Source organism: Tropicimonas aquimaris, assembly GCF_042676185.1.
GTDB lineage: Bacteria > Pseudomonadota > Alphaproteobacteria > Rhodobacterales > Rhodobacteraceae > Tropicimonas > Tropicimonas aquimaris.
Genome location: NZ_JBHTJT010000007.1, coordinates 334,073 through 359,910 on the forward strand (window position 1 = coordinate 334,073; position 25,838 = coordinate 359,910).

The window sequence follows — 25,838 nt, forward strand, 5'->3', positions numbered from 1 at the left end:
GGTAAGGTCATGCGTAAATGTTATGATCGCGTGACACAGCCAATCAGGGCAGGCGAGGCAAGGATGAATCAGAAACAGGTGAACGCTTTTCGGATGGTCATGCGCCACGGTTCGGTCACCGCCGCGGCGCAGGCGCTCAATGTCTCGCAGCCAGCGGTGAGCCGGCTCGTGGCCGATCTGGAAGCCTCGCTCGGCTTTCCGCTGCTGCTGCGAACCGGTGCGCGGGTGCAGCCGACGGCGGAGGCCTACGAGTTCTTCCCTGAAGTCGAGCGCATGTTCTACGGCCTCGACCGGCTTGCACAGGTCGCCGACGAGATCCGAACACTGCAACGGGCGACCCTTCGCGTCGCATCCATGCCGATGGTCAGTTTCGAGATCATCCCGCTCGCTGTCGCACGCTTCACCGCTGCTCATGCCGGGATCGGCATCACCCATGACGTGCATACCTCGCCGCGCATACTGGATCTGCTTGCCGCGCGGCAGATCGATCTCGGGCTCGCGCAGACATCGCCTGGCCGGACCGACGTGGATGTGCTTGCGGCCTTCAACAGCGATTGCGTCTGTGTGATGAAGCCCGATCATCCGCTGGCCGGTCGCGCCCGGATCACCCCGAAGGATCTCGACGGGCAGCCGCTGGTGGCGTTGAATTACCGCACGCTGACCTACAGTTACATGATGCAATGCTTTGCGGAGGCCGGCGTTCTGCCCAATATCGTGGCCGAGACGCAGCCTTCCTATTCCGCCTGCGGACAGGCGTCGCTCGGGGTGGGGATCGCCATCGTCGACCCGATTACGCCGCGCATCTTTGGCAACAGTCTTGCCAGCGTGCCTTTCGCACCCCGCATTCCCTTCGAATTCCAGATCATGAAATCCCGCGAGGTGCCGCTTTCGCGGGCAGGGCTTGCCTTTCTCGATGTTCTTGGCGACGTCCTCTCCGACCATGCCGACATTGTCACCGAGGATCATAACAAAAATGCATGATCCGATCCGGAATTAATATTTGATATTATCATGTCGCTGGGGAACACTTTTCTGCATACCATAACAGAAAACAGCAAACAGGGACCGCCAATGAGACTTTCCAGACGTGCCTCACTGGGGCTGAGCGCAGCCGCCCTCGCCCTCCTGTCGTCCGGCGCTGCCATGGCGGCCGACTACACGCTGCGGGTCCACACTCTGGTAAAGTCGCCGCACCCGTACAACGACATGGCCGCGGCCTTCAAGGAGCAGGTCGAGGCCGAGAGCGGTGGCGCGATCGAGGTCGAGATCTTCGACTCCGGCCAGCTCGGGCAGGACCCTGCGGTGATCGGCGAGATCGGCTTCGGTACCATCGACGTGATGATCTCGACCACTTCTAACGCCGTGCAGCAGATCCCCGAATACGCGATTTTCACGATGCCCTACCTGTTCCAGGACATGGACCAAGCGCTCGAGAAGGTCGGCCCCGGCTCCGCCGTAGAGGCGCATTTCCAGCAGGTCTACGAGGAGCGCAGCGTCGGCATGAAGCTGCTCGCGCTCGGCGCTTCCGGTACCCGAAACATGTCCACCGTCTCGGTGCCGGTTGAAGGACCGGGCGATCTCGACGGGCTCAAGATGCGCACCCCGCCGTCGCCGATGGACAGCAAGACCTGGGCGGCCTTCGGCATGCTGCCGGTGACCGTCGCCTGGGGCGAGCTCTATGCCGCCATGCAGACCGGCGTGGCCGACGCGATGGAAAGCTCGCTGCCCGGCTACACTGGCTCCAAGCTCTACGAGGTGGCGCCCAATCTCGCGCTGACGGCGCATACCATCCAGGTCAACCATACCTCGATCTCGCAGCGGACCTGGGACAAGCTTCCCGAGGACATGCAGGCCGTCGTCCTGGCAGCCGCGCAGGCGGCGAACAGCTTCGGCGTCGAAAAGGCCAAGGGCTACGATGATGCCCTCGTAGAGACGCTGAAGACCGAACACGGTGTCAGCGTCACCGTCCCCGACAAGGCGCCCTTCATCGAGGTCGTCTCCCCCATGCAGGTGCAACTCGCCGAGGAACTCGACCTGGTCGAGGAATACAAGCTTCTCACCGAGTAATCCTGTGCCTCGCCCGCCCCGCCGCCCCTCCCCGGGGCGGGCGACTTATCCTTATCCGGACACCGCCATGCTGACCCGCGTTTGCGACCGGGTAACTCTGGTCGTCAGAACCTTGATGTGGATCGCCTTCGCCGGGCTGATTGGCACGGTCGCCTTGCAGGTTCTGGCGCGCAACGTGCTGATGAGCCCGCTGATCTGGACGTCGGACGTGGCGCAACTGCTCTTCGCCTGGCTGATCTTCGTCGGCGCCGCCGTGGGCCTCCGGACGGGCGCGCATTACCGCGTGGACATGCTCCCCGAAGGCAACAGGCCGCTCAACCTGCTGGCCGATGCCGTGGCGCTGTTGGCCGGTTTCGCAGTGGCCTGGCTGCTTCTGTATTACGGCTGGGAACTGGCGATGGTGCGCAAGACGGCGACGGTCCAGTCGCTCGACATCTCGCGCTTCTGGATGTTCCTGCCGCTGCCGGTCTCCGGGGGGCTGATGATGCTTTACCTCGCGGAGGCCGCGATGCGCCTTGTCGCCGCGCGCGGGGAGGCGGTGCGATGAACCCCCTGGTCACACTGATCCTGTCGTTCTTTGTGCTGGTCGCGCTGCGGGTGAACATCGGCTTTTCGTTGATCCTTTCCTCGGCGCTGGTGATCCTGCTCGAAGACCTGCCCCTGATCTCCGTCGTCAATCAGATGTACGCCGGGATCGACAGCTTTACCCTGCTGGCGGTGCCCTTCTTCATGCTGCTCGGCCGGATTCTGAACGCTGGATCGATCACCGAGCGGCTGCTCAACGTGGCCGATGCCACCGTGGGCCATGTTCGCGGCGGGCTGGGGCATGTGAACGTCTTCGTCTCGATGGTCTTTGCTTCGCTCTCCGGATCGGCGGCGGCCGACACCGCCTCGGTCGGCTCGATCCTTATCCCGGCGATGAAAAAGGCCGGCTACCCGCCCGCCTTCGCCGCGGCCCTCACGGCGGCCTCCTCGACTCTGGGTGTCATTATCCCGCCCTCGATCATTCTGATCGTCTACGGCGCCTTCGGAAACGTCTCGATCGGCGCGCTGTTCGTCGGTGGCGTGGTGCCGGGGCTGCTCGCTGGCCTCTTCATGATGGCCTACACCTACGTGCTCGCGGTCCGCCACGGCTATCCGGCCAATCCCTTTCCGGGCGTGAAGAAGGCCGCCAAGGTGGTCTGGCGCGGGCTGCCGCCGCTGATGATCCCGGTGATCGTGCTTGGCGGCATCGTCGGCGGTTTCTTCACCCCGACCGAGGGCGCCATCGCGGCCGTGCTCTGGGCGCTGTTCCTGTCGCTGGTGGTCTATCGCGACATCCCGCTCGCCGCCCTGCCGAGGATCCTCGCCGATGGCTGTATCGACTTCGCCATCCCGATGTTCACCGTCGCCGGGGCCGGCATCTTCGGCTGGCTGATCGCCTATCTCGGCGCGTCGAAGATCGTGGTGGACTTCATCCTCGGCGTGACCTCGAACGGCTATCTCATCATGCTGATGCTGATCGGCTTCCTGCTGCTCGTCGGCATGGTGCTGAACCCGATCTCCGCCACGCTGATCTTTCTGCCGATCATCCAGGCGCTCAGCGAAACCGCCGGCGTGCACCCGGTCCACATGGGGGTGCTCTCGACGGTGATCCTGTCGGTCGGGCTCGTCACGCCGCCCTACGGCATCTGCCTGCTCATCGCCTCGCAGATCGCCGGCGCCTCGCTCGGCCGTGCCATGCTGGCCGCCGCACCGATCTGCCTTCTCACCATTTCCGTCGGGATCCTCTCTCTGTGGTTCCCAAACATCATTCTCGGATTGCCCAAACTGCTGGTTCCCGAACTCTTCTGACCCGGAGGTTTACCCGTGCCCCACATCAAACCCAAAGGCTCCTTCGTCGCCCTTGTCACGCCCATGAACGAGGACGGCTCCATCGACTTCGAAGGCTTCCGCACGCTGCTCAACTGGCATGCGGAGAACGGCACCGAGGCGGTGCTCATCATGGGCTCGACCGGCGAGGTCTCGATGCTCTCGCCCGAGGAGCGCAAGGCGATCATCACCGAGACGGTGAAGATGAAGCCCGGCAACATGCTGATGTACTACGGCATCACCGGCAACAACACCGCGACCACCATCGACTATGCCCGCTATGCCAAGGCCGAGGGCGCCGACGGGGCGATCCTTGCCGCGCCGGCCTATATCTGTGCCGACAACGACGCGATCACCGATTTCACGATGGAGGTACTCGACAGCACCGACCTCGCCATGGGCTTCTACAACAACCCGCCGCGGGTGAAGACCGACCTGCACTGGGACAACCTGCTGAAGCTGGCGAAGCACGACAACATGGTGGTGCTGAAGGAATCGACCACCCGCGTCGGACAGGTGGCGCAGGTCTGTGCGGCGAAGCCGGACATGTCGATCATGTGCTGCTGCTCGCCCAACCTCGGCCTGGTGATCCCGACCATGGCGCTCGGCGGGCACGGCACGGCGAACATGACCGGCAACATCATCCCGCAGGAAATGGCGGTGATCTCGAAACCCTGGGAGACCGGCGAGGACGCGTTTGCCTGCCGCGCCGCCTGGCTCGACAACCTCTCCATGCTTCACTACGCCTATTCGACCATCAACCCGGTCTCGATCAAGACCCTGATGCGCGTCATCGGCCTGCCGTCCGGCCCGCTGCGCAAGCCGCTGCAGCCGGCCCGGCCGGAGATCCTGCAGAAGGGGCTCGACGCGGTGCGCGACCTCGGGCTCGTCGAGAAGTACGGCTTCGCCCCCAAGCCCGGCCTCGCCGCCGAATAGGCGCCGGGCGATGACCGTCACCACGGGCATCAGCCTCTGCCACTGGGGCGCGTTCGAGGCCGATGTCTCGAACGGGCGGCTGGTGGCGGCGCGCCCGCTGCCGGGAAGCGGCGCCGATCCCGACATGATCGGCGCCTTGGCGGACTGGGTGCATTCGCCGCTCCGCATCGACCGGCCGCATGTGCGGCGCGGTTGGCTCGAGCAGGGCCCGGAAGCCGGTGGCGCGGGGCGCGGGCGGGAGGAGATGGTGCCGGTGGACTGGCCCACCGCGCTCGACCTCGTCGCGGCCGAGCTTTCCCGCGTTCACGCCATGCACGGGCCGACGGCGATCTTCGGCGGCTCCTACGGCTGGTCCTCCGCCGGGCGGCTGCACCACGCGCGCAGCCAGGTCCGCCGCTTTCTCGCCGCCGCCGGCGGCTTCACCGACCAGATCTCGAACTATTCCTGGGGCGCGGCCCATGCGATCCTGCCCCATGTGCTGGGCACTGCCGACGCGGTCTCCGGTGCCGCGACCTGCTGGCGGAGCATCGCCGAACATGGCGATGTGGTCGTGGCCTTTGGCGGGCTCAATCCCAAGAACTGGCGAGTGAGTTCCGGCGGGGCAGGGGAATTCCACATCCCCAATGCCGTGGCCCGAGCGCAGGCGCGCGGAGTGAAATTCTTCGTCCTTTCGCCGCAGCCCGAGGATGTCCCGCCCGGCCTCGACGCGGTGCTGATCCGTCCGCGGCCGGGTTCCGACACGGCGATCATGCTGGCGCTCGCCCATGAGGCGTTGGAGACTGGGCGGGCTGATACGGATTTTCTCGAACGCTTCACCACCGGTGCTGCACCCTTTCTAGACTCCCTTCGCGGCGGGACCGACGGTCAGCCCAAGACGCTCGACTGGGCCGCGGCCATTGCCGACGTGCCGGTCGCCGAATTGCAGGCGCTGTGGCAGGCGATCTCCACCGGCCGCGTGATGCTGACTGCGGCTTGGGCGCTGCAACGGGCCGATCACGGCGAACAACCCTTCTGGGCTCTGATCGCGCTTGCCGCCATGCTGGGTCAGATTGGCCTGCCGGGAGGCGGTTTCTCCTTTGGCTACGGATCGATGAACGCTGTCGGCGGCGAGGCCCGCAAGGGCTTCGTGCCGTCGCTCCCGGGCCTGCCCAACAAGGGCACCGCGATCCCGGTCGCCCGCTTCGCTGATGCAATCCTGAACCCCGGCGAGACCATCGCGTTCAACGGGCGGCAAGTCACCTACCCGGATGTGCGGCTGGTCTACTGGGCCGGCGGCAACCCGTTCCACCACGCGCAGGATCTCGGCCGGCTGGAGCGCGCCTGGGCGCGGCCAGAAACAGTGATCGTGCAGGATCCGTGGTGGACGGCGACGGCTCGCCGTGCCGACATCGTCCTGCCCGCCACGACGACGCTGGAACGCGACGACATCGGCGGAACTTCCCGCGATCCGCATGTCTTCTTCATGCCGCGGCTGATCCCGCCGGTGCATCACTCCCGCAACGATATCGACATCTTCCGCGCCCTGGCCGACCGCTTGGGGTGCCGCGAATCCTACGACGAAGGACTGGACGACGACGGCTGGCTCGAACGGATGTGGGCCGGCAGCCTGGCGAAGGCCGCGAAGGAATTGGTGGATCTGCCCGATCTCGCCGGTCTGCGCGACCGGGGGTACGTCCGCATCCCGTTGCCCGAGCGGCCGGAGGTGCTGCTGGAGGATTTCCGCGCCGATCCCGAGGCCTATCCGCTGCCAACTCCTTCGGGCCGGATCGAGCTTACCTCCGCCACGGTCGCGGGCTTCGGCTATGACGATTGCCCCGGTCACCCGAGCTGGCTGCCGCCGCACGAATGGCTGGGCGCGGCCGAGGCGGGGCAGTTCCATCTCGTCACCAATCAGCCGCCGAAACAGCTGCACAGCCAGCTCTGGCAGGTGAAGGAGCGGATGCCGGCCACTTGCAGAATCGCCCCCGAGGATGCCGCACGCCTAGGCGTTGCCGATGGCGCGCCGATGGAGCTGTTCAATGCGCGCGGGCGCTGTCGCGCGACCGCACGGATCGCTCCTGGCCAGCGTCCGGGCGTGCTGGTGATGCCGACCGGCGCCTGGTACGCGCCCGACCCGGAGACGGGGCGAGAGCACAACGGCAACCCCAACGTGCTGACCGGGGATCGCGGCACCTCGCGGCTCGGTCAGGCCTGCGCCGCCCTGAGCGCCCTGGTCGAGGCGCGCCCCCTTACCGAAGACGAGGATACCTGATGGATCTTGGAATTGCCGGCAAACGGGCCCTGCTGACCGGCGCGAGCCGCGGGATGGGGCGGGCCTGCGCCGAGGCGTTGGCGCGGGAGAGCTGCGAAATCACCATCTGCGCCCGTTCCGCAGGCCCCCTGGAAGAAACCGCCGAGGCGATCCGCCGGGCGACCGGGGCCACCGTCCATACCGTGGCGGCGGACGTGACCACGGAGGAAGGGCGCGCGTCGATCATCGCGGCCTGTCCGGACCCCGACATCCTGCTGAACAACGCGGGCGGCAAGGCGCCGGGCGATTTTCGCGACTGGGACCGCGACGAATGGGTCTCGGCGGTGGAGCTTATGATGATCCCGCCGATCCTGATGATGCGCGCTACCGTGGACGGGATGATGGAGCGCGGCTGGGGGCGGATCGTCAACATCGTCTCGCGCTCGGTCAAGATCCCGCAGCTCGAGCTGGGCCTGTCGAACGGTGCCCGCTCCGGCCTCGTTGGCTTCACCGCGGGGCTTGCCCGTCAGACCATCGCGCGGGGGGTGACGGTCAACAACCTGCTGCCCGGTATCGTCGACAGCGATGCGCAGCGCGAGCATATCGAGGGCATGCTGACCGGCGACGGACCGAGTTTCGACGAGGTCTGGAGCGCCCGCGCCAAGGCCAACCCGGCGGGCCGCTACGGTCGTCCGGAAGAGATAGGGGCCTGGTTCGCCTTTCTCTGCAGCCAGCATTCGGGCTTTGTGACCGGGCAGAACCTGCTGATCGACGGCGGCTCCTACCCCGGCACCTACTGAGGGGGCGGCGCATGCGGATCCTCGTTCTCGGCGCGGGCGTGGTGGGCGTGACCAGCGCCTGGTACCTGGCGAAGGACGGCCACGAGGTCACCGTGCTGGAGCGGCTGGAGGGGCCGGGGCTTGCCACGAGCTACGGCAATGCCGGCGGCGTCTGCCCCGGCTTCGCAGGCCCCTGGGCAACGCCCACGATTACGCTCAAGGCGCTGCGGTGGATGGCGGCCGAGCAGGCGCCGCTCAAGATCCGCCCGCGTTTCGATGCGCAGCAATGGCTCTGGCTTGGCGAGTTCCTGCGCAACTGCACCACCGCCCGCTTCAAGCAGAACAAGGCCCGGATGCAGCGGGTGGCGCATTACTCGATGGCCTGTCTGCGCGCGCTGCGCGAGGAAAGCGGGATCGTCTACGACAACGCCTCTGATGGGATCCTGCAGCTCTTTTCCACGCCGGAGGAGGCGGAGGGCGGTCGGCGTTCGGCCGGAGTTCTGGAGAGCCTCGGGATCGCCCACCGGCTGGTGCCGCCCAAGGATCTGGGTGGGATCGAGCCGGCGCTTGCCAACTCGCCCCTGACCTTCACCGGCGGTCTGCACCTGACGAAGGACGAGACCGGCGATTGCCACCTGTTCTGCCGCGCACTGGCGGACCTGGCGGCGGCGCGGGGCGTTCTGTTCAACTACGGTGTGACGGTCGAGCGGCTCCGGGCATCGGGCGGGAAGGTGACCGGGGCGGACACAGATGCCGGCACCTTCGAGGCCGAGGCCGTGGTCGTCGCGACCGGCCCCTGGGCGCGCGATCTGCTGGCGCCGCTCGGCGTGCGGGTGCCCGTCTACCCGGTGAAGGGCTATTCACTGACCTGCGAGGTTGAAGACAGGGTACGGGCCCCGCGCTCCTCGATCATGGACGAGCATTCCAAGGTCATGGTCTCGCGGCTTGGCAATCGCATCCGCGCGGCCGGTGTGGCCGAACTGGCCGGGTTCGACGCCTCGATGCCGGCTCCGGTCCTTGCCGCGCTCCGCGCCCGCGTGGAGGCGCTGTTCCCCGGCGCCGGAAACTATGCCGAGGCCGAGACATGGCACGGCTTTCGCCCGATGACACCCGGCGGCCCCTCAATCGTCGAGCCGCGCGGGCCACAGGGGCTCTGGCTCAACCTCGGACATGGTTCCAACGGCTGGACTCAGGCCTGCGACACCGGGCAGCTGCTGGCCAACCGTCTTGCCGGGCGGCCGACGCCCGAGGTCGAGGGCTGAGCCGGGCGCTCAGGCCGAGGCCGGGTGATCCCAGACAAGGTGCTGCGCCAGCGTGCGGTCCGCCAGCCGCGCGCGCTCGCCCAGCAGGGCCTCGGCGCAGCGCAGGCGCGTTGCCAGCGCCTCGGGCCGCTCCGCGACATTGTTCAGGCACCCCGGGTCCGATGCGAGGTCGAACAGGAGCGGCGGCCGCCTGGGGGTGTGAACGTAGAGCGTCTCCGCGTCCCTGCGGCAGACGAGCACGCAATCCTCCGGGGTGAGCCCGTCCGCGATCTGGTCCGGCCGGTCGGCAAGGTGGCGAAAGTCGTATTCCCAGAGCGCGGCGTCCCGCCATGCCTTGGGCTGTCCGCCCTCGCAGAAGGGGAGCAGCGTCTCGCCGTCGGGCGCGTGGTCCGGGCGCACGCCCATCGTCTCGCAGAGCGTCGGATAGACGTCGACGGCGGAGGTGAAGGCCTCGACCCTCTGCCCGCCCTTGCCGCCCGGCACCTTCAGGACCAGCGGGATATGGTAGCTTTGCTCGTGAAACCCGCCCTTTCCCATCATCCAGTGATCGCCCAGCATCTCGCCGTGATCGGAGGTGAAGACGATCAGCGTTGCCTCGTACGCCTTTGCGGCTTTCAGGCCGGCGACGAGCCGCCCGATCTGCGCGTCGACCTCGGCAATCATGCCGAGGTAGATCCCGCGCAGCCGAAGCAGGTCACGCGGGGAGAGGTCGCGAACGAGGCCCTCCGCGCCCGGCACGAAGCCCGAGAGCATCTGGGCGTGATGCACCGCCGTCAGGCAGGGGGTGATACCGGGCTCCGCTTCCGGGTTCCCGGCGCGCACTGGGTCCGGCAGCGCGTCCACGTCGCAGAGGCGATTGTAGGGCGCGGGCACTGCAAAGGGCGGATGCGGGCGCAGAAGGGAGACATGCGCGAACCAGGGCGCGCCGCCCTCCTGCTCGCCCATCCAGCGCAGGAACGCGTCGGTCAGAAACGCAGTCTGCGTTTCGTCGGCGTCATAGCGCGGCGGCTGCATCGAGATCCGCTCGCCGGGTTCGGGCGGGACGCGGTGGATGTTTTCGGGGTCGGAGACGTCCCGGCCGCGGGCGGCCAGCCACGAGATCCACGGCTTGTCGTCTTCCGGAAGCGGCTGGCGCAGCTCGAACCCCGGCAACAGCCCCTCGTAGGTCTGCCGCGCGGGGTCGCGGGGGGCGAGGTGGCGCGGGTCGGGGGCGGTGTCGGTATAGCCGAAGAGCGTGGGACTGTAGCCTGCACGTCGGGCGGCGCGGGCGATATTGTCGAACCGGTCGTCGAGCGGCGCGCCGTTCCAGATCACCCGGTGGTTCATTTGGTAAAGCCCGGTGTAGAGCGACGCGCGCGCCGGCGAGCAGGGGGCGCAGGGCGCGTAGTGCCGGGCAAAGAGCGTGCCGTCCCCGGCAAGCGCATCGACGTTGGGCGTCAGCACGGCCGGGTGGCCGACCGCGCCGAGGCAATCGCCGCGCCACTGGTCCGCGGTGATGAGAAGGATGTTGGGGCGGGGCATGGACTTGGCTCCGGATGCGCGGGCGGCGGGGGCGCCGCCCGTCCGCTGCGGTCAGGGCTGCGCTTCGAGCCGGTCGAGCAGCGCCGGCAGGTCGGCCACGGTGTCGATCACGTGATCGGCCCCGGCTGCCGTCAGCATCTCGGTCGCCGCGCGGCGCAGCTCCTCGACCCGTTCGGGCGGCAAGGCCGCAAGTTCCTCCGGCGTCAGGCCGACGGCATTTCCCGAGAGCGCTACGCCGACGGCGAGGCAGCCGGCCGCCTTGCCTTCGCGGATGCCCGGCTCGGTGTCGTCCACCTTGACCACGGCCTCCGGCGGATAGACCACGAGGTCGATGAAGCATTTGTACATGCCGAGCGGGCCGGGGCGCCCTTCGGGCAGGTCGTCCGAACAGACGAGGTTGTCGGGTGTGTAGCCCTGCTCGGCGGCGCGGGGCAGGACGCGCTCCATGATCGAACGGGTGTAGCCGGTGGTGGATCCGATCTTCATGCCGCGGGCACGGAGGGCCTTAACCATCTCCAGCGTCCCGGGAACCAGCGTGGCGTAGTCGGCCACCACTTCCTCGTTCATCGGCACGAAGACCTTGTAGACGCAGTCGACGTCGGAATCGTCGGGCAGGTTGCCGTGGCGGTGTTCCCACTGCGCGGCGATCGACGGCATGTCCATCATGGCGCGGATATGGTCCCACTTGGGGGCGCCCATCGGGGCGCGGGCCTGCTCGATCGTCGCCTCGATCCCGAACTCGGCAAAGGCCTTCACGAAGACGCCCATCGGCGCGAAGGATCCGAAATCGATGGTGGTGCCCGCCCAGTCGAAAACGGCGGCCTTGAACTTGGTCATTCTGCTTTCCTCACGTTGTCCTGCGGCTCAGGCGGCCCCGAGCCGTGCGCGTTCTTCCAGTGCGGTGTCTGAGGGCGCGGCGCTGCCGACCCCCATTTCGTCGAGGCAGGCGCGGGCGGCGCGCACCACCTCGTGCATCACGGCCTCGTCCATCTGCCCGATGCAGCCGATCCGGAAACTGTCGACCACGGTGAGCTTGCCGGGATAGATGATGAACCCGCGCGCCTTCATCAGGTCGTAGAAGCGATCGAAGGAGAAGGCCGGATCGGCGGGTGAGAAGAAGGTCACGATGATCGGAGACAGCCAGCGTTCGTTCAGCAGGGTTTCGAAGCCCAGTTCCTGCATCCCGGTGACCAGGAGATCGCGGTTACGCGCGTATCGCGCGCCGCGGGCCGCGACCCCGCCTTCCTCCCGGTGTTCGGTCAGCGCCTGCAGGAAGGCCGCGACCACGTGGGTCGGCGGGGTGAAGCGCCACTGGCCGGTCTCGTTCATGTGGCGCCACTGGGCGTGCAGATCGAGCGAAAGCGAGTGGCTGTTGCCGGAGGCCTCCTCCAGCTCTGCCCTGCGGACCAGCGCGAAGCCGAAGCCCGGCACGCCCTCGATGCACTTGTTGGCCGAGGAGACAAGGGCCTCGAACCGGATCTTCGCGGGCTCGACCGGGATCGCGCCGAAAGCCGACATGGAGTCGATCAGCAGTTTCCGCCCGAAGGCGTAGGTCGCCTCCGAGATCTCGGCGAGCGGGTTGAGGATGCCGGACGAGGTTTCGCAATGGATCGCAACCACGTGGGTGATCTTGTCGTCGGCGGCCAGCGCCTCGGCGACCTCCACCCCGCGCGGCGGCAGGTAATCGCCCTTGTCGAGCAGGATATATCTCCGGCCGAGGCAGGCCAGCGTATGCGCGGCGCGCTTGCCGTAGGCCCCGTTGGCGAGCACCAGGACCTTGCCGTTGCGCGGCACCAGGCTGCCCAGCATTGCCTCGACGATGAAGGTGCCCGAGCCCTGCAGCGGGACGCAATCATAGGCCTCGCCGCCGTCGCCCAGCATCGCGACGAGCCGCGCGCGCAGCTCCGCGGTCATCTGCCGGAAATCGGCGTCCCAGCTTCCCCAGTCCCGCAGCATGGCCTGCTTGACCTTGAAGGAGGTTGTGAGCGGACCCGGCGTCAGCAGGAAGGGCTCGCCCAGTCGGGGCGGTTCGACACGTTTGTTCATCCTGGCCTCCCTGCCAATTAACCTTGCGCCTTGACGGGCGTCTCCGCGCGGCTCGCGGTCCCGGCCGGGCGCGAGAAATCCAGCTCGTCCGCCCGGTGGCAGGAGACGAAGTGATCCGCCGCGATCTCGCGCCATTCGGGTGTCTCTCGCCGGCAGGCTTCGACCACGAACGGGCAGCGTGTTTGGAGCCGGCATCCGCTCGGCACGTCGAGCGGGTTCGGAATCTCGCCGACCAGCCGGATCGGATCGAACGCAGCGTCGGGGTCGGCATGCGGCACCGCCGACAGCAGGGCGTGGGTATAGGGGTGGCGCGGGTGGAAGAAGAGCGATGCCGTCGGTGCGTATTCGACGAACTTGCCCACGTACATCACCGCCACCCGGTGGCTCATCTGCGCCACGACAGACAGGTCGTGGGCGATAAACAGGAAGGCCACTCCCATCTCGTCCTGCAGGTCCTTCAGCAGGTTCACGATCTCGGCCTGGATCGAGACGTCGAGGGCCGAGACGCTCTCGTCGCAGACCACGAAATCCGGGCGCGTCACGAGCGCCCGCGCGATGCAGATCCGCTGCCGCTGGCCGCCCGAGAAGGCATGGGGGAAGCGGCGCAGGTGCTCGAGGTTGAGCTTGCAGCGCGCCGCTATCTCGCGCACCCGCTCGTCGATCTTCGCGCGGTTTCTCATCATGCCGGAGGCGATGAGCGGCTCGGCGATGATGTCGCGCACCGTCATCCGCGGGTTCAGCGAGGAATAGGGGTCCTGGAACACCAGGTTCATCCGCGGGCGGAAGGCGCGCAGCATGTCCGAGGTCATGGTGGCGAGGCTGTGGGAGCCTTCGGAGAAAACCATGTTCATGTTCTTGCGGAACTCGCGCAGGCTCTCGCCCTCCAGCTCGGCAAGGTCCACGTCGCGGTCGCAGCAGTGAAAGGTCACCTCGCCGGCCGTCGGGTCGATGGCGCGCAGGATCGCGCGGCCCACCGTCGTCTTGCCGGACCCGCTTTCGCCCACCAGCCCGACGGTTTCGCCGCGGCGGATGTCGAAGCTCACGCCATCGACGGCGCGGAGCTCCTGCAGTTCGGTGCGGAACAGCTTCTTCAACCGGATGGGGAACCGGACCTCGAGGTTCTTCACCTCGATCAGCAGGTCGTTGGCGGCATCGCTCATGCCACGCTCCTTCCGTTGCCGTCATGCAGCCAGCAGCGCACGCCGTGCCCGCGGGAGGGAAAAACCTCGTCTGGGGTCTTGCGGTCGCAGGTTCCCACCAGCGCCTGAGCGCAGCGGGTATGAAACGGGCAGCCCTTCGGCCGCTCCGTTGGGCTGGGGGTGTCGCCGGGCACCGGGGTCAGGCGGTCCTGAAGGTGGTCGAGCGAGGGGATCGCCCGGAGCAGGCCCTGGGTATAGGGGTGCTTCGGGTCGCGGATCACCTCGCGGGTCGGGCCGCGCTCGACGATGGTGCCAAGGTACATCACCGCGATCTCGTCGGCGATCTGGGCGATCACGCCAAGGTCGTGGGTGATGAAGATCATCCCCATTCCGAGGTCGCGCTGCAGCTCGCGCATCAGTTCCAGAACCTGCGCCTGGATGGTCACGTCGAGCGCCGTGGTGGGTTCGTCGGCGATCAGCAGGCGCGGGCCGGCGGAGAGCGCCAGCGCGATCATGGCGCGCTGGCGCATGCCGCCCGACAGGTCGTGCGGGTACTGGTCGATCCTGCCCGCGGGATGGGAGATGCCGACCCTGTCGAGCATCTCGATGGCAATCGCGCGCGCCTCCTTCCTGCCCACGGGCTTGTGCAGGCGGATGGCCTCCATCATCTGGTTGCCGATGGTGTAGACCGGCGAGAAGGAGGCCATAGGCTCCTGGAAGATCATGCCGATCTCGCCGCCGCGCAATTGCCGGGCGGCCCGCGAACCGGGCTTGAGGGTATCGATCCGCACCTCTGAGCCGGCCTTGGTCGTGTAGTGCATGCTAGTCTCGGGCGCGATCACCGCGTTGCCGGGCAGCAGCTTCATCAGCGCCTTGGTCGTGACCGACTTGCCGGAACCGGACTCGCCCACCAGCCCGAGCGTCCGGCCCGCCTGGACCTCGAAACCCACGCCTTGCACCGGGGTGATGAGGCCCTCGTCGGTGCGGAAGGAGATCGAAAGGTTCTCGACCTTCAGCATGGTCTCGGCCGGCGCGCGCCGGGTGTCGGGGCGCGTCGCCCGCGCGGGTGCGGTCGCTGTGGGTGGCTTGGTCGCCGCCGTGGCAGCCGTGTTCGGAGCGGGCTCCATCAGCAACCGCAATGCGGCGCCGTAGGGGCTGGGGCCTGGTCTCTGGTCGGGCATCACCGCGTCTCCGAATAGGGGTCGGCCGCGTCCCGCAGCCCGTCGCCGATGACCGTGAAGGCGAGCACCGCGACCACCACGAAGGCCGCCGGGATGAAGAGCCAGGGCGTCTGCTCGATCACGCGCACCGATTGCGCCTGTTGCAGCAGCACGCCCCAGGAAACCGTGGGCGGCCTCAGCCCGAGGCCGACGAAGGACAGCGCGGTCTCGGAGAGGATCATGTAGGGGAAGGAGATCACCAGATCGACGATGATGAAGCTGGTGAAGGACGGCAGCATATGCTGGGCGATGATCCGGCGCGGGCGGGCGCCTGCGAGCCGGGCGGCGATCACGTAGTCCTCGCCTCGGATCGACAGGAGCTGGGAGCGGATGCGGCGCGCCAGCGTCGGCCAGCCGAAGAGGCCGAGGATGATGGTCATCGCGAAATAGACCTGCACGGTCGACCATTCCTTCGGCATGGCGGCGGCGAGGCCCATGTAGAGCGGGATGATCGGCACCACCCGGATGACCTCGGTCACACGCTGGATGACGTTGTCGAGCAGGCCGCCGGCATAGCCTGCCACGCCGCCGATCGCGAGCGCCATGGCGAAGGAGATCATCACCCCGATCACGCCGATCGAGAGCGAGACCCGCGTGGCGTAGAGCGTCCGCGAAAAGACATCGCGGCCGAGCTCGTCGGTGCCCCAGATGTGGAGCCGCGCGTTCGGATCTTCGAGGCCGAAGAGGTGCCGGTCGGTCGGGATGAAGCCCAGTACCTTCACCGGCTCGCCCCTCGCGAGAAAGGTCACGTGCACGCGGGTGTCGGGATCCGGCACCTGCTTCGCGCGCAGGGTCACCGGGTCGCGTTCCGTCTTCACACCGTGAACGAAGGGGCGCAGCGAACAGCCGTTCTCGTCGCAGAACTTCGGCATCTGTGGCGCGCCGGCGAGGTAGTTCGCATCGCGCGTGGTCACGCCGTAGGGCGCGACGAATTCAGCGAAGATGCCGAGCAGCGCCATCAGCCCGAGCACCATGGCCGCGATCATCGCGGCACGGTGGCGGCGGAACCGCCACCAGATCAGCGTCCATTGCGAGGCCGAGTAGTATTTCAGCCGCTGCTGGCGTTCCCGTTCCTCTTCGGGCGACAGGGCGCCGGGGGTGATGTCGGTCATTGTCAGGCCCCCAGCTTGATCCGCGGGTCGAGCCACGCGAGCAGGATGTCGGAGACGAAGTTCATGAAGACGACGACCGCGGTAAGCAGCAGCAAGATCGCGCCGGCGACGTACATGTCGAGGTCGAGATAGGCTTGCAGCAGCAGTTCACCGAGCTCGGTGAGCCCCAGCACCACCGCGACGATCGGCAGTTCGGAAAAGATCCGGTTCACGTCGAAGCCGATGGTGGAGACGACCGGGTTGATTGCGAGCCGGGCGGGATACTTGAGCAGCAGGCGCGTCTCCGGCACGCCGCGTGCGCGGGCGGCTGTGACGGAAAGTTTGTTGATCTCGTCCGACATGGTCGCCCGGACGGTCTGGATCTGGTAGGCGACGGCCGACCAGGCGAGCACCAGCGCGGGCAGCCAGAGGTGCTTCACCAGGTCCCAGGCCTTTTCGAGTGACCACGGCGCATCGGCATATTCCGCCGAGAAGAGCCCGCCGATATCCGCGCCGAACCACTTGTTGGCGAAGTAGAGCAGGATCAGCGCCAGCAGGAAGTTCGGCAGCGCCAGCCCGAGATAGGAAATCACGGTGAGGCCGTAGTCGGCGGCGGAGCCGCGGCGGACGGCGGCGAGGATGCCGATGGGGATCGAGACGAGATAGGTGACGAGCAGGGTCGAGAGCAGGATCGCGAGCGTCAGCCAGACCTTGTCGCCGATTACCTTCACGACCGAGGTCTCGAAGGCGAAGGCCTGCCCGAAATCGCCCCGCAGGACGATCCCGCCGATCCAGTCGAGATACCTCAGCATCATGGGCTTATCGAGCCCGAGCTCGACCCGGATCGCCTCGATGTCGGAGGCCGTGACCGAGACGCCGGTGCCCGAGTACTTACGGAAGGCGTAGCGGTCCGCGTAGTCGCCGGGCGGAAGCTCCATGATGATGAAGACCATCAGCGACACCAGCAGCATCGTGACGATCATTCCGACGAGACGTTCGGCGGTGAACCGCAGCATGGCTCAGTCCCCTTGCGACGAGGCGGGTGTTGTGGAGAGGTCCGGGCGCCGCGAAGGGCGCCCGGGATCGTTCGCGAGAGACGCGCGGTTACTGTTCCAGCCACCACTGCTGGGGGCGGTAGGGGTAGGTCCAGTAGTAGTCGTAGGCCTTGGCCGTGAACTCCGGCACGTTCTTCAGCGCGTTGCTGTAGACGATCGGCTCCGGGATATCGGCGACGACGCCGATCTTGATCATGTTGTCGAGGTGAATCTTCATGATCTCGGCGCCAAGCGCGTTGCTCTCGTCGGAGCCCAGCGGGTGCTGGGTGAACTCGGTCGCGGCCGCGAAGAGGCGCTGGATGTCTGCCGGCGGCTCGGTGCCCTGGGCACCGTCGGTCTCGATCCAGGTCGCCCAGTCGGCATGGCCCTTGGGGTTGAACGGATCGCCCGGGAAGAGCGCGTCGGTGACGTCCTGGCTGATGTTCGGGCCGGAGACGCCATCGTTCTTCCAGGTCATCACATCGACCTCGTTGGCATTCGCCGCCGCGCGGTACTCGTCCGATGTGACCTCGCGGATGTCGACCTGGATGCCGAGGTCGGACCAGTAGCCGCTCACCAGTTCCTGGAGCTGCGACGCGGTGCCCTGGCTGGCGAAGACGATGCGGATCGCCAGCGGCTTGCCGTCAGGACGCATCCGCACGCCGTCGCTGCCGCGGGCGAGGCCCATCTCGTCGAGCAGGGCATTGGCGCGCTCGGGGTCGAACTCGGTGAACTCCATCAGCTCTTCGGCTTCGAGGAACGGCACCGTCTTGTACTCGGTCGCAGCTGTCTGCATCGGGCGGCCCTGGCCGAGAAAGACGATCTCGTTGATCTCGTTGCGGTCCATGCCGAGCGACATCGCCTGGCTGAAACGGACGTCCGAGAAGATCTCTGCCAGCACCGGGTCCTTGTGGGTCCGGTTGAAGCTGTAGAACGGCGTCTGGCCCAGCGTCGGGGCGAGAACGACGGTGTAGTCGCCCTTGGCCTCGTTCTCCTTGAGCAGCGGGAAGTCGTTGAGCTGCATCGCCTGCTGCTTCCAGGTGACTTCGCCGTTCATGATCCGGAGGTTTACGACCTCACGCTCGGGCACGTATTCCTCGCGGATCTCGTTGATGTAGGGAAGCTGGTTGCCGGCGGTGTCCACCATGAAAAAGTAGGGGTTGGCGACCAGCCGGCGGCCCTCGGTGTTCTCGTCGATGACGATGTGCGACTCGAGCGTCGGCTTGACGCCAGTGCCGATCGCGGCCGCCTTGTCGGCGTCCTTCATCAGCGGCGAGGGAACGTCCATCCAGTCCGAGCTGCCGTAGTAGAAGTTCACCGCCTCGCTCTCGTTGGCGAAGCCGTGCTGTTCGCGCAGGGCGTCGGCGTCGGGATTGTACTTGTCGAGGAACCGGCCGAGGAAATGCTTGGGCAGGAACGTCTGGCCGTAGTCGATGGCCCAGCGGTTCAGCAGGTTGGGCTGCGCGATCGGGAAGGTGAACTTGACCGTCGTCTCGTCCAGCGCCTCGACCGTGGCGGGCTCGCCATTGAACACCCAGCGGCCCGGAGCCTTTTCGATGACAGCCGGGTTCATCAGCACGTCGTTGTACCAGAACACCACGTCATCGGCGGTGAAGGGCGCGCCGTCCGACCATTTGTGGCCGGCCCGCAGGTAGAAGGTCAGCTCGGTGAAGTCGTCGTTCCATTCCCTGGACTTGGCGACGTTGGGAACGATGGTCTGCAGGTCGTCGGAATAGCGCACGAGGTTGACGTGGCGGATCGACAGAAGGTCCGAGGTGCCGGATTCGGTGCCGCGCGACAGCCCGGTCAGGACACCGCCATAGGCCCCGACCTGCTCGTAGGGCACCACGACCAGCGGCTCGGCGGGCAGGCGCTCGGCCAGGGGCGGCAGCTCCGGGTTGCCGAGGATGCGGGCGTTCATTTCGCCGGCGGCCGGGTTCTCGGAAAAGCCGAGGTCGCAGGCGGCCTGTTCCTCGAACTGGGCGAGCTCGAACTGTTGCGGGAAGTCCGGGCTCAGACCGCCCATGTCGGCGACGGTGATGGCCGGGCAGTCGGCAAAGGCGGGCAGGCTCAGCGCGATCAGCGCGGCGCCCGAAAGGTAAGCGGATTTGATGGACATGTCTCAGCATCCCTCGCTGGTGGCATTGCGAGGATCCGGCTAACCGCTCTATGCGACAATTTTGTAAAGCTATCCGTTCTATAGCTTTTGGTTATCAAGTGGCCGACGTCACCAAAGTGTCATGGACGGCCGGAGATCAGGTCCAGAAAGCGGCTGACCGCGCGGACAGATTGCATCTGTGGCAGGCAGACGGCGTATTGCCGGGCGCGCAGGCCGCTGCCCGAGATCTCGACGCCGACAAGCTCGTCGCTAGGGAGGATCTCCACATCCATCGCGACGCCCAGTCCGAGCCCGAGCTTCACCATGGTGACGATCGAGCCCCAGGATCCGACCCCGAGAATCGTGTTGGGCTCCACGCGGGCGAGCCGCGCCGAGGCTTCGAAGATGCGCCGCGTTCCGGAGCTTTTCTCGCGCTGCACCAGCGGATAGGCGACGGCCTCCTCCCAGCCGATGGAGGCGCGCCCGGCATAGGGATGATCTCGCGGCACCGCGAGCACGATCCGCGCCTCGCAGATCTCGTGTCCGACGAGGTGCGACGGGATCTCTCGCGCGGTGATGAAGCAGACGTCGAGCTGGCCGGATTCCAGCTCGGGCAGCAGATCGTGGCTGGCCATCGCCCGCGCCTCCACCCGGATGTCCGGGTAGGTTTTCATGTAGCGGGAGATGTAGGGCACCGCGATCTGGTAGGTCGAATAGCCGATGGCAAGCTGGCCGACGTTCAGCGCGTGCTGGTCGTCGAGCAGCGTCTCGATATCCTCGGTGACCGCGAGCACGGAGCGTATCGAGGGCAGGATCTCCTTCAGCAGCGGGGTGGCTTCCACCTCGTGACCGTTCCGGTGGAATAGCCGCACGCCATACTGGCTCTCCAGCGCCTGGACGCGGGTCGAGACCGACGGCTGGGAGACGCCGATGTCGCGCGCGGCGAGGGAGAAATTGCCGAGCCGGTCGACGGCCTCGACGGCTCTGAGCTGGCTGAGAGAAAGCCGCTTCGGCATTGGGCCCCCGTCGTTCCGGCCGGTTACGCGATGGCCGAACGCTAGCGTCCGGCACCGGATTCGGCAAACTGTCACAGAACGCGGCTATCAGGTCGGGACTGACCGGGCGGAGTTCCAGATGACCACGATCCATACCGAAGGCGAAACCAATTCCTCAGATGCGCGGCGGCGCTGGGATGCGGCACATACCGGCGCGATGAGCGGCGCGCTCCTGCAGCGCGATTCCAACGCCTTCCTGCACCAGAGCCTGTCGACCCCCTGTGTCGGCACGATCCGCCGGGCGGAGGGGATCTGGATCGAGGATCTCGACGGGCGCCGCTACATGGATTTCCACGGTAATTCGGCGCACCACGTCGGCTGGAGCCATCCGAGGGTCGTGCAGGCGATCAAGGACCAGATCGACGTGCTGCCCTTCTCGCCCCGGCGCTTCACCAACGAAACCGCGGTAGGTCTGGCCGAGAAACTCGGCGCGCTGGCGCCGGGCGATCTCTCGAAAGTGTTGTTCACCACCGGCGGCTCGGACGCCAACGAGGTCGCACTCCGGATTGCGCGCGCCGCGACCGGTCGGTTCAAGACGCTGTCGTTCTGGGATGCCTTTCACGGCGCGGGCTTCGGGGCGTCCTCGGTCGGGGGCGAGGCGACGTTCCGGAGCCATATCGCCGGTCCGTTGCTCCCCGGGGCCGAGCATGTCGCGCCATTCGCCTGCTATCGCTGCCCCTACGGCCATGCGGGGCCGGAGAGCTGCAATCTCGCCTGTGCCGGCATGATCGACTTCGTGCTCGGGCGGGAGGGCGACATCGCGGCCGTCATCGCCGAGCCGATGCGCGCCGTGCCATACGTGCCGCCTGCGAGATTCTGGCAAGCGGTGCGGGAGGCCTGCGAACGGCATGGCGCGTTGCTCATCATGGACGAGATTCCGACCGGTCTGGGCAAGACCGGCGCGTTCTTCGCCTTCGAGCATGACGGAATCGTGCCCGACATCGTGACCCTCGGAAAGGCGCTCGGCGGGGGCATCCTGCCCATCGCCGCCTGCATCGCCCGGCGCGATCTGGATATCTGCGGCGACTTCGCGATCGGCCACTACACTCACGAGAAGAACCCGGTAACCGCGGCCGCGGCGCTGGCGACGATCGCGGTGATCGAGGAGGAGGGGCTGGTGGAGCGCTCGGCCCGGCTGGGTGCGGGGGCCATGGATCGGCTGGCGGCCTTCGCCGAGACCTGCCCGATCATCGGCGACGTGCGGGGCAGGGGCCTGATGTTCGGGATCGAGATGGTCGAGGACCGGGCGAGCAAGGCGCCGGGCAACGCGGCGGCGGAGCGAATCTACTACCGGTGCATGGCGGCGGGGCTGAGCTTCAAGATCAGCCAGGGTGCGGTGCTGACCCTCTCGCCGCCCCTGACCATTGCGGAGGAAGACCTCGACCGGGCCCTGGGGATCGTCGAGGCCGCGATCTCCGAGGAGCTTGCATCCCGCTGAAAGGGAAACCGGCGCGCCTTGGCTCGGCGCGCCGGTGTGTCTTGGTTCCCGAAGCTGAGGGTCAGTCGACCAGTTCGCCCTCGTCTTCCTTGCTGGCGGCCAGCTTCATGCGCCGCTTGAGCGCTGCGCCGAAGATGATCGGCAGGATGAACCCTACGAAAGCGATGACCCAGAGGCCGATCGCCAGCGGCGAGCCGACCAGCACCGACCAGTCACCGTCGGAGATCGAGATCGCGCGGCGCAGGTTCGCCTCCATCGCGTTGCCCAGCAGGATGCCGAGGATGATCGGCACCAACGGCACGTCGAGCTTGCGCAGCAGCCAGCCGAGCACGCCGAAGAACACCATCACCAGCAGGTCGAAGCTGGAGCCCGAGATGCCGTAGATGCCGACGAAGGAGACCATCGCGACGATGGGCATCAGGATCCGCGGCGGGACCAGCAGCACGCGTGTGAACATGCCGACCATCGGGATATTCATCGCCAGCAGCATGAAGTTGCCGATGAAGAGCGCTGCGATCAGGCCCCAGACGACATCCGGGTTCTGGGTGAACAGCAGCGGGCCGGGCGTGATGTTGAGCGACAACAGTACCGCCAGCAGAACCGCCGTGGTGCCCGAACCGGGTACGCCGAGCGCCAGCATCGGCACCAGCGCACCGCCGGCCGCCGCGTTGTTGCCCGCCTCCGGCGCAGCCACGCCGCGCGGGTCGCCGGTGCCGAAGGTGCCCTCGCGGTCGACCAGGCGCTTTTCCATCGAGTAGGAGATGAATGAGCCCAGCGAGGCCCCCGCGCCCGGCAGGACACCGGCGACGAAGCCAAGCACGGAGGTCCGCAGCATGGTCGGTGTGCAGTATTTCAGCATCGCCCACGACGGGGTGATCCGGCCGATCTCGACCTTCTTGCTCGATGCCTCGCTCTCTCCGTGGCGATGTTCAAGGAAGATCAGGACTTCCGACAGGGCGAACAGGCCGACCAACGCGACGAGGAAGTCGATGCCGTCATAGAGATGCACCTCGCCGAAGGTGAAGCGCGGCACGCCGGTCTGGCCGTCGACGCCGATCATCGCGATGCCGAGCCCGAGGGCTGCGGCGAAGGCGGCCTTGGCCTGATTGGTCGAGGAAATGCCGCCGAGAGTGGCAAAGGCCAGCGTGAACAGGGCGAAGTACTCCGCCGGACCGAACAGGAGCGCGACCTTGACGAGCTGCGGCGCGATGAAGACGAGCCCCCAGGTCGCCAGGAAGGCGCCAACGAAGGAGGCCACGCCCGAGAGCGCCAGCGCCTCGCCAGCGCGTCCCTGCTGGGCCATCGGGTAGCCGTCGAGGCAAGTCATCAGCGCCGGCTCGTCGCCGGGGATGTTGAGCAGGATCGAGGAGATCCGCCCGCCGTACATGGCCCCGTAATAGACGCTCGTCAGCAGGATCAGCGCCGCGGTGGGAGGCAGGCCGAGGGTGAAGGCAAGCGGGATCAGGATCGCCACGCCGTTCGACGGCCCGAGGCCGGGCAGGGCGCCCATGATGGTCCCGAGAAAACAGCCGAGGGCCGCGAGCATCAGGTTCTGGAGGGTGAAGGCGACGGAGAAGCCGTCCCCGAGGGATGCCAGGACTTCCATTGAATTCTTCTCCTGTCAGAAACCGAACGGTCCGCGGGCGAGCGACAGCCCGAGTATCACCCGGAACACCAGGTAGATGCCGCCGGAGGTCAGGACGCCCACGAGAATGGATTGAAGCGGCCGGGTGCCCAGCCTCCAGGTGAGGTAGGACGAGGCCAGCGCGGTCGCGATGATGAAGCCCAGGACCGGGAGCAACTCGGCGTAGAGCACCATGACGGCCACCGCCATTACGATCTCGAACAACCGGGCGGGCGCGGGCCATTCGGGGCCGACGTCGGGCTTGATCATGAAGTAGAGCGAGCTCAGGCCCAGCACGACGCCGATGATTATCGGGAAGGCGCTTGGGCCGACAACGTCCGAGAACGGGCTGATCTCGATGAGCGTCGCCTGCCAGATGAAGAACAGCGACAGGACAATGCCTGTCCCGCCAAGGATTCGGTCACTCATGGTGGTCCTCCCAGGTGAGCGTATGAACGGATGCTTGGGCCGTGATGCGCCGGCCCATGGCGGCGTGTCCGGTCCGGGCCATGGCCGGCATCGGCCGGATCAGGCAAAGGCCGGGGCAGCAGGTGCCGCCCCGGAGGTTGCGGCGTCGCTTACTGCGTGATCGCCGCGGTCAGGTCCTTGATGGTCGCGACGGACTCGGCCACGAAGGCTTCAAAGTCGGCGCCCTGCAGGTCGAGCGGCTCGAGGCCGTTCGCTGCCATGACCTCTTTCCATTCCGGCGAGTCGTAGAGTGCCTTGATCTGGCCGACCCAGTGGTCGTAGGCCTCGTCAGACATGCCCTTGGGCGCATAGAAGCCGCGCCAGTTGGCGCCAAGCGCCTCGATGCCCTGCTCGGTCGCGGTCGGGAACTTAGAGAAGTCGCCCGAGAGCCGCTCCGGCGAAAGCACGGCGATCACCTTGATGTCGCCGGAATCCACGAAGCCCTTGGCTTCCGAGATGTCGCCCGAGAACGCCTGGACGGAGCCGGCCAGAAGCTGGGTCACGGCTTCGCCGCCGCCATCGAAGGCGATGTACTTCACGGAGCGGAAGTCGTCGATGCCGCCGGCCTTGGCCGCGATCAGCACCTTGAGATGGTCCCAGCCACCCACGGCGGAGCCGCCGGCGACGGCGATCGAGGTCGGGTCTGCCTTGATCTGGTCGAGCAATTGCGGAAGCGTCTCGATCTCGGAATCGGCGGCCACGGCGATCACGCCGTAATCGGCGCCGATGGTGGCGAGCCAGCGGACCTGGTCCATCGTGTTGCCTGGGTAGGCGCCGGTGGCCAGTCGCGTTGCGGTCGCCGTCGAGGCCGCGACGATCAGGTCATTGTCGTCGCCGCGCTTGTTCACGACCTCGGCAAAGGCCACGCCGCCGCCGCCGCCGGCGAGGTTGACGACCTGCATGGTCGAGCCGATCAGGCCCAGGTCCTGCATGGTCTTGCCGACCTGCCGGCAGGTGAAGTCCCAGCCGCCGCCCGGGTTGGCCGGGGCGATGCATTCGGGCTGCTCGGGCTCGAAAGCCGAGGCCGGCGCCACGGCCAGACCGGTTGCGACGACCGCGCCGACAAGCGCGAAACGCAGCGAGTGTTGAAACCGCATTGTGTCTCCTCCTTTGAATGTCCTCCGCACGCAGCCCGGATGGGGGCGCGCGCTGGTTCATCCCTCTAGCGGACCAATCTGTCATGAACCTGTCTTGATTGGTTGACGGCGGCCCGGCGCAGAGTTGTCACGCGGCTCCGGTAGCGGCTAGGGTGCAAGAAGCAGGGGGCTGGTGAAGGAAACTTCACCGGGCGACGGGGAGGAATGGGGATGCGCGTGCTGCTTCTCGAGGACGCGCCGGACGTGGCAGAAGCTATTACCGAGCGATTCCGGCAACGCGGTGACGTGGTGGATCACGTCGTCACTCTGAGAAGCGCCTACGACTTCATCTCCGTGCAGGACTATGACGTGGCGATCCTAGACATCGGGCTTCCGGACGGAGAGGGGACGGAAGTGCTCAAGTCGCTGCGCGACAAGCAGGTGCCGACCCCGGTCTTGATGCTGACCGCACGGACGAAAGTCGACGATCGGGTCTCCGCGCTCGACAGCGGCGCCGACGATTATCTCGTCAAACCCTTCGACCTGCGTGAGCTGGAAGCCCGGGTGCGGGCGCTGCACCGGCGCGGCATGGGAGAGCTGACGGGAGTGCTGGAATTCGAGAACCTGACGCTCGACACGGCCGGCGGCATGGCGCGTATTGGTGGCGCGCCGGTGGCGTTGACCCGGCGCGAGATCTCGCTGCTGGAGATCCTGATGAACAACCGGGGCAGGGTGGTGCCGAAGGAGAAGATCTACGACCGGATGTTCGCTTTCGGTGACGAGCCCGCGAGCCTGAACGCGGTGGAAATCCAGATCGGCCGGCTACGCAAGAAGCTCGACGGCAGCGGCACGGCGATCAAGACCTTGCGGGGCCTCGGCTACCAGCTCGTGGCGGCAGGCTAG

Annotated in this window: 22 protein-coding genes; 10 read left to right on the forward strand and 12 right to left on the reverse strand. The window is 67.0% G+C overall.

The window, feature by feature from the left end:
• The first annotated feature begins 63 nt into the window (after positions 1-63).
• From ACFQ2S_RS05395 to ACFQ2S_RS05430, 8 genes are all read left to right on the forward strand, one after another.
• The gene (locus ACFQ2S_RS05395; RefSeq protein ID WP_386073335.1) at positions 64-981 is read left to right on the forward strand and encodes a LysR substrate-binding domain-containing protein; all 918 of its coding nucleotides are present in this window, start codon (positions 64-66) and stop codon (positions 979-981) included.
• Positions 982-1,071: 90 nt separating this feature from the next.
• Complete coding sequence (locus ACFQ2S_RS05400) at positions 1,072-2,067, forward strand: TRAP transporter substrate-binding protein (protein WP_386073336.1); 996 nt, start codon at positions 1,072-1,074, stop codon at positions 2,065-2,067.
• 67 nt (positions 2,068-2,134) lie between these two features.
• Positions 2,135-2,614, forward strand: coding sequence for a TRAP transporter small permease (locus tag ACFQ2S_RS05405; protein ID WP_386073338.1), 480 nt, complete (start codon positions 2,135-2,137; stop codon positions 2,612-2,614).
• Positions 2,611-3,900 carry a TRAP transporter large permease gene (locus ACFQ2S_RS05410; protein WP_386073340.1) on the forward strand — a complete coding sequence of 430 codons (1,290 nt, stop codon included), beginning with the start codon at positions 2,611-2,613 and terminating at the stop codon, positions 3,898-3,900. The genes ACFQ2S_RS05405 and ACFQ2S_RS05410 overlap by 4 nt, the downstream gene beginning before the upstream one ends.
• 15 nt (positions 3,901-3,915) lie before the next feature.
• A complete protein-coding gene (locus ACFQ2S_RS05415; RefSeq protein WP_386073342.1) occupies positions 3,916-4,854 on the forward strand; it encodes a dihydrodipicolinate synthase family protein in 939 nt (312 codons plus the stop codon).
• Positions 4,855-4,864: 10 nt separating this feature from the next.
• Positions 4,865-7,105, forward strand: a complete 2,241-nt coding sequence (locus ACFQ2S_RS05420; protein WP_386073344.1) for a molybdopterin-dependent oxidoreductase — start codon at positions 4,865-4,867, stop codon at positions 7,103-7,105.
• Positions 7,105-7,884, forward strand: a complete 780-nt coding sequence (locus tag ACFQ2S_RS05425) for an SDR family oxidoreductase (protein WP_386073346.1) — start codon at positions 7,105-7,107, stop codon at positions 7,882-7,884. The genes ACFQ2S_RS05420 and ACFQ2S_RS05425 overlap by 1 nt, the downstream gene beginning before the upstream one ends.
• Positions 7,885-7,895: 11 nt before the next feature.
• Positions 7,896-9,125 (forward strand): D-amino acid dehydrogenase, encoded by a 1,230-nt coding sequence (locus ACFQ2S_RS05430; RefSeq protein WP_386073347.1) that lies wholly within the window; start codon positions 7,896-7,898, stop codon positions 9,123-9,125.
• 9 nt (positions 9,126-9,134) lie between these two features.
• On the opposite strand, the gene ACFQ2S_RS05435 is transcribed toward ACFQ2S_RS05430, so the two are convergent.
• The 9 genes from ACFQ2S_RS05435 to ACFQ2S_RS05475 form a co-directional block, all read right to left on the reverse strand.
• A complete protein-coding gene (locus ACFQ2S_RS05435) occupies positions 9,135-10,646 on the reverse strand; it encodes a sulfatase-like hydrolase/transferase (protein WP_386073349.1) in 1,512 nt (503 codons plus the stop codon).
• 51 nt (positions 10,647-10,697) lie between these two features.
• Positions 10,698-11,483, reverse strand: a complete 786-nt coding sequence (gene phnX, locus ACFQ2S_RS05440; protein ID WP_386073350.1) for a phosphonoacetaldehyde hydrolase — start codon at positions 11,481-11,483, stop codon at positions 10,698-10,700.
• A 27-nt stretch (positions 11,484-11,510) separates the two neighbouring features.
• The gene (locus ACFQ2S_RS05445) at positions 11,511-12,692 is read right to left on the reverse strand and encodes a 2-aminoethylphosphonate--pyruvate transaminase (RefSeq protein WP_386073352.1); all 1,182 of its coding nucleotides are present in this window, start codon (positions 12,690-12,692) and stop codon (positions 11,511-11,513) included.
• Positions 12,693-12,709: 17 nt separating this feature from the next.
• Complete coding sequence (locus tag ACFQ2S_RS05450) at positions 12,710-13,852, reverse strand: ABC transporter ATP-binding protein (RefSeq protein ID WP_386073353.1); 1,143 nt, start codon at positions 13,850-13,852, stop codon at positions 12,710-12,712.
• The gene (locus ACFQ2S_RS05455) at positions 13,849-15,012 is read right to left on the reverse strand and encodes an ABC transporter ATP-binding protein (RefSeq protein ID WP_386073355.1); all 1,164 of its coding nucleotides are present in this window, start codon (positions 15,010-15,012) and stop codon (positions 13,849-13,851) included. The genes ACFQ2S_RS05450 and ACFQ2S_RS05455 overlap by 4 nt, the downstream gene beginning before the upstream one ends.
• On the reverse strand, positions 15,012-16,163 hold the full coding sequence (locus tag ACFQ2S_RS05460) for an ABC transporter permease (RefSeq protein WP_386073357.1): 1,152 nt from the start codon (positions 16,161-16,163) through the stop codon (positions 15,012-15,014). Before ACFQ2S_RS05460 ends, ACFQ2S_RS05455 begins: the two co-directional genes overlap by 1 nt.
• Positions 16,164-16,165: 2 nt before the next feature.
• Positions 16,166-17,158, reverse strand: coding sequence for an ABC transporter permease (locus tag ACFQ2S_RS05465; protein WP_386073358.1), 993 nt, complete (start codon positions 17,156-17,158; stop codon positions 16,166-16,168).
• A gap of 88 nt (positions 17,159-17,246) precedes the next feature.
• On the reverse strand, positions 17,247-19,295 hold the full coding sequence (locus ACFQ2S_RS05470; RefSeq protein WP_386073360.1) for an ABC transporter substrate-binding protein: 2,049 nt from the start codon (positions 19,293-19,295) through the stop codon (positions 17,247-17,249).
• Positions 19,296-19,414: 119 nt separating this feature from the next.
• Positions 19,415-20,290 (reverse strand): LysR substrate-binding domain-containing protein, encoded by an 876-nt coding sequence (locus tag ACFQ2S_RS05475; protein WP_386073362.1) that lies wholly within the window; start codon positions 20,288-20,290, stop codon positions 19,415-19,417.
• Positions 20,291-20,408: 118 nt separating this feature from the next.
• On the opposite strand from ACFQ2S_RS05475, the gene pbfA reads away from it, so the two are divergent.
• Positions 20,409-21,767 carry a (R)-1-hydroxy-2-aminoethylphosphonate ammonia-lyase gene (pbfA, locus tag ACFQ2S_RS05480; RefSeq protein WP_386073363.1) on the forward strand — a complete coding sequence of 453 codons (1,359 nt, stop codon included), beginning with the start codon at positions 20,409-20,411 and terminating at the stop codon, positions 21,765-21,767.
• A gap of 61 nt (positions 21,768-21,828) precedes the next feature.
• Here the strand turns inward: pbfA and ACFQ2S_RS05485 are convergent, their stop codons facing one another.
• The 3 genes from ACFQ2S_RS05485 to ACFQ2S_RS05495 all read right to left on the reverse strand — a co-directional run bounded on the left by ACFQ2S_RS05485 (position 21,829) and on the right by ACFQ2S_RS05495 (position 24,956).
• Complete coding sequence (locus tag ACFQ2S_RS05485; protein WP_386073364.1) at positions 21,829-23,373, reverse strand: tripartite tricarboxylate transporter permease; 1,545 nt, start codon at positions 23,371-23,373, stop codon at positions 21,829-21,831.
• Positions 23,374-23,388: 15 nt separating this feature from the next.
• Positions 23,389-23,820: a tripartite tricarboxylate transporter TctB family protein gene (locus ACFQ2S_RS05490; protein ID WP_386073366.1), complete on the reverse strand. Its 432-nt coding sequence runs from the start codon at positions 23,818-23,820 to the stop codon at positions 23,389-23,391.
• A 149-nt stretch (positions 23,821-23,969) separates the two neighbouring features.
• Positions 23,970-24,956 (reverse strand): Bug family tripartite tricarboxylate transporter substrate binding protein, encoded by a 987-nt coding sequence (locus tag ACFQ2S_RS05495; RefSeq protein WP_386073367.1) that lies wholly within the window; start codon positions 24,954-24,956, stop codon positions 23,970-23,972.
• A 210-nt stretch (positions 24,957-25,166) separates the two neighbouring features.
• On the opposite strand from ACFQ2S_RS05495, the gene ACFQ2S_RS05500 reads away from it, so the two are divergent.
• Positions 25,167-25,838 carry a response regulator gene (locus tag ACFQ2S_RS05500; protein WP_386073369.1) on the forward strand — a complete coding sequence of 224 codons (672 nt, stop codon included), beginning with the start codon at positions 25,167-25,169 and terminating at the stop codon, positions 25,836-25,838.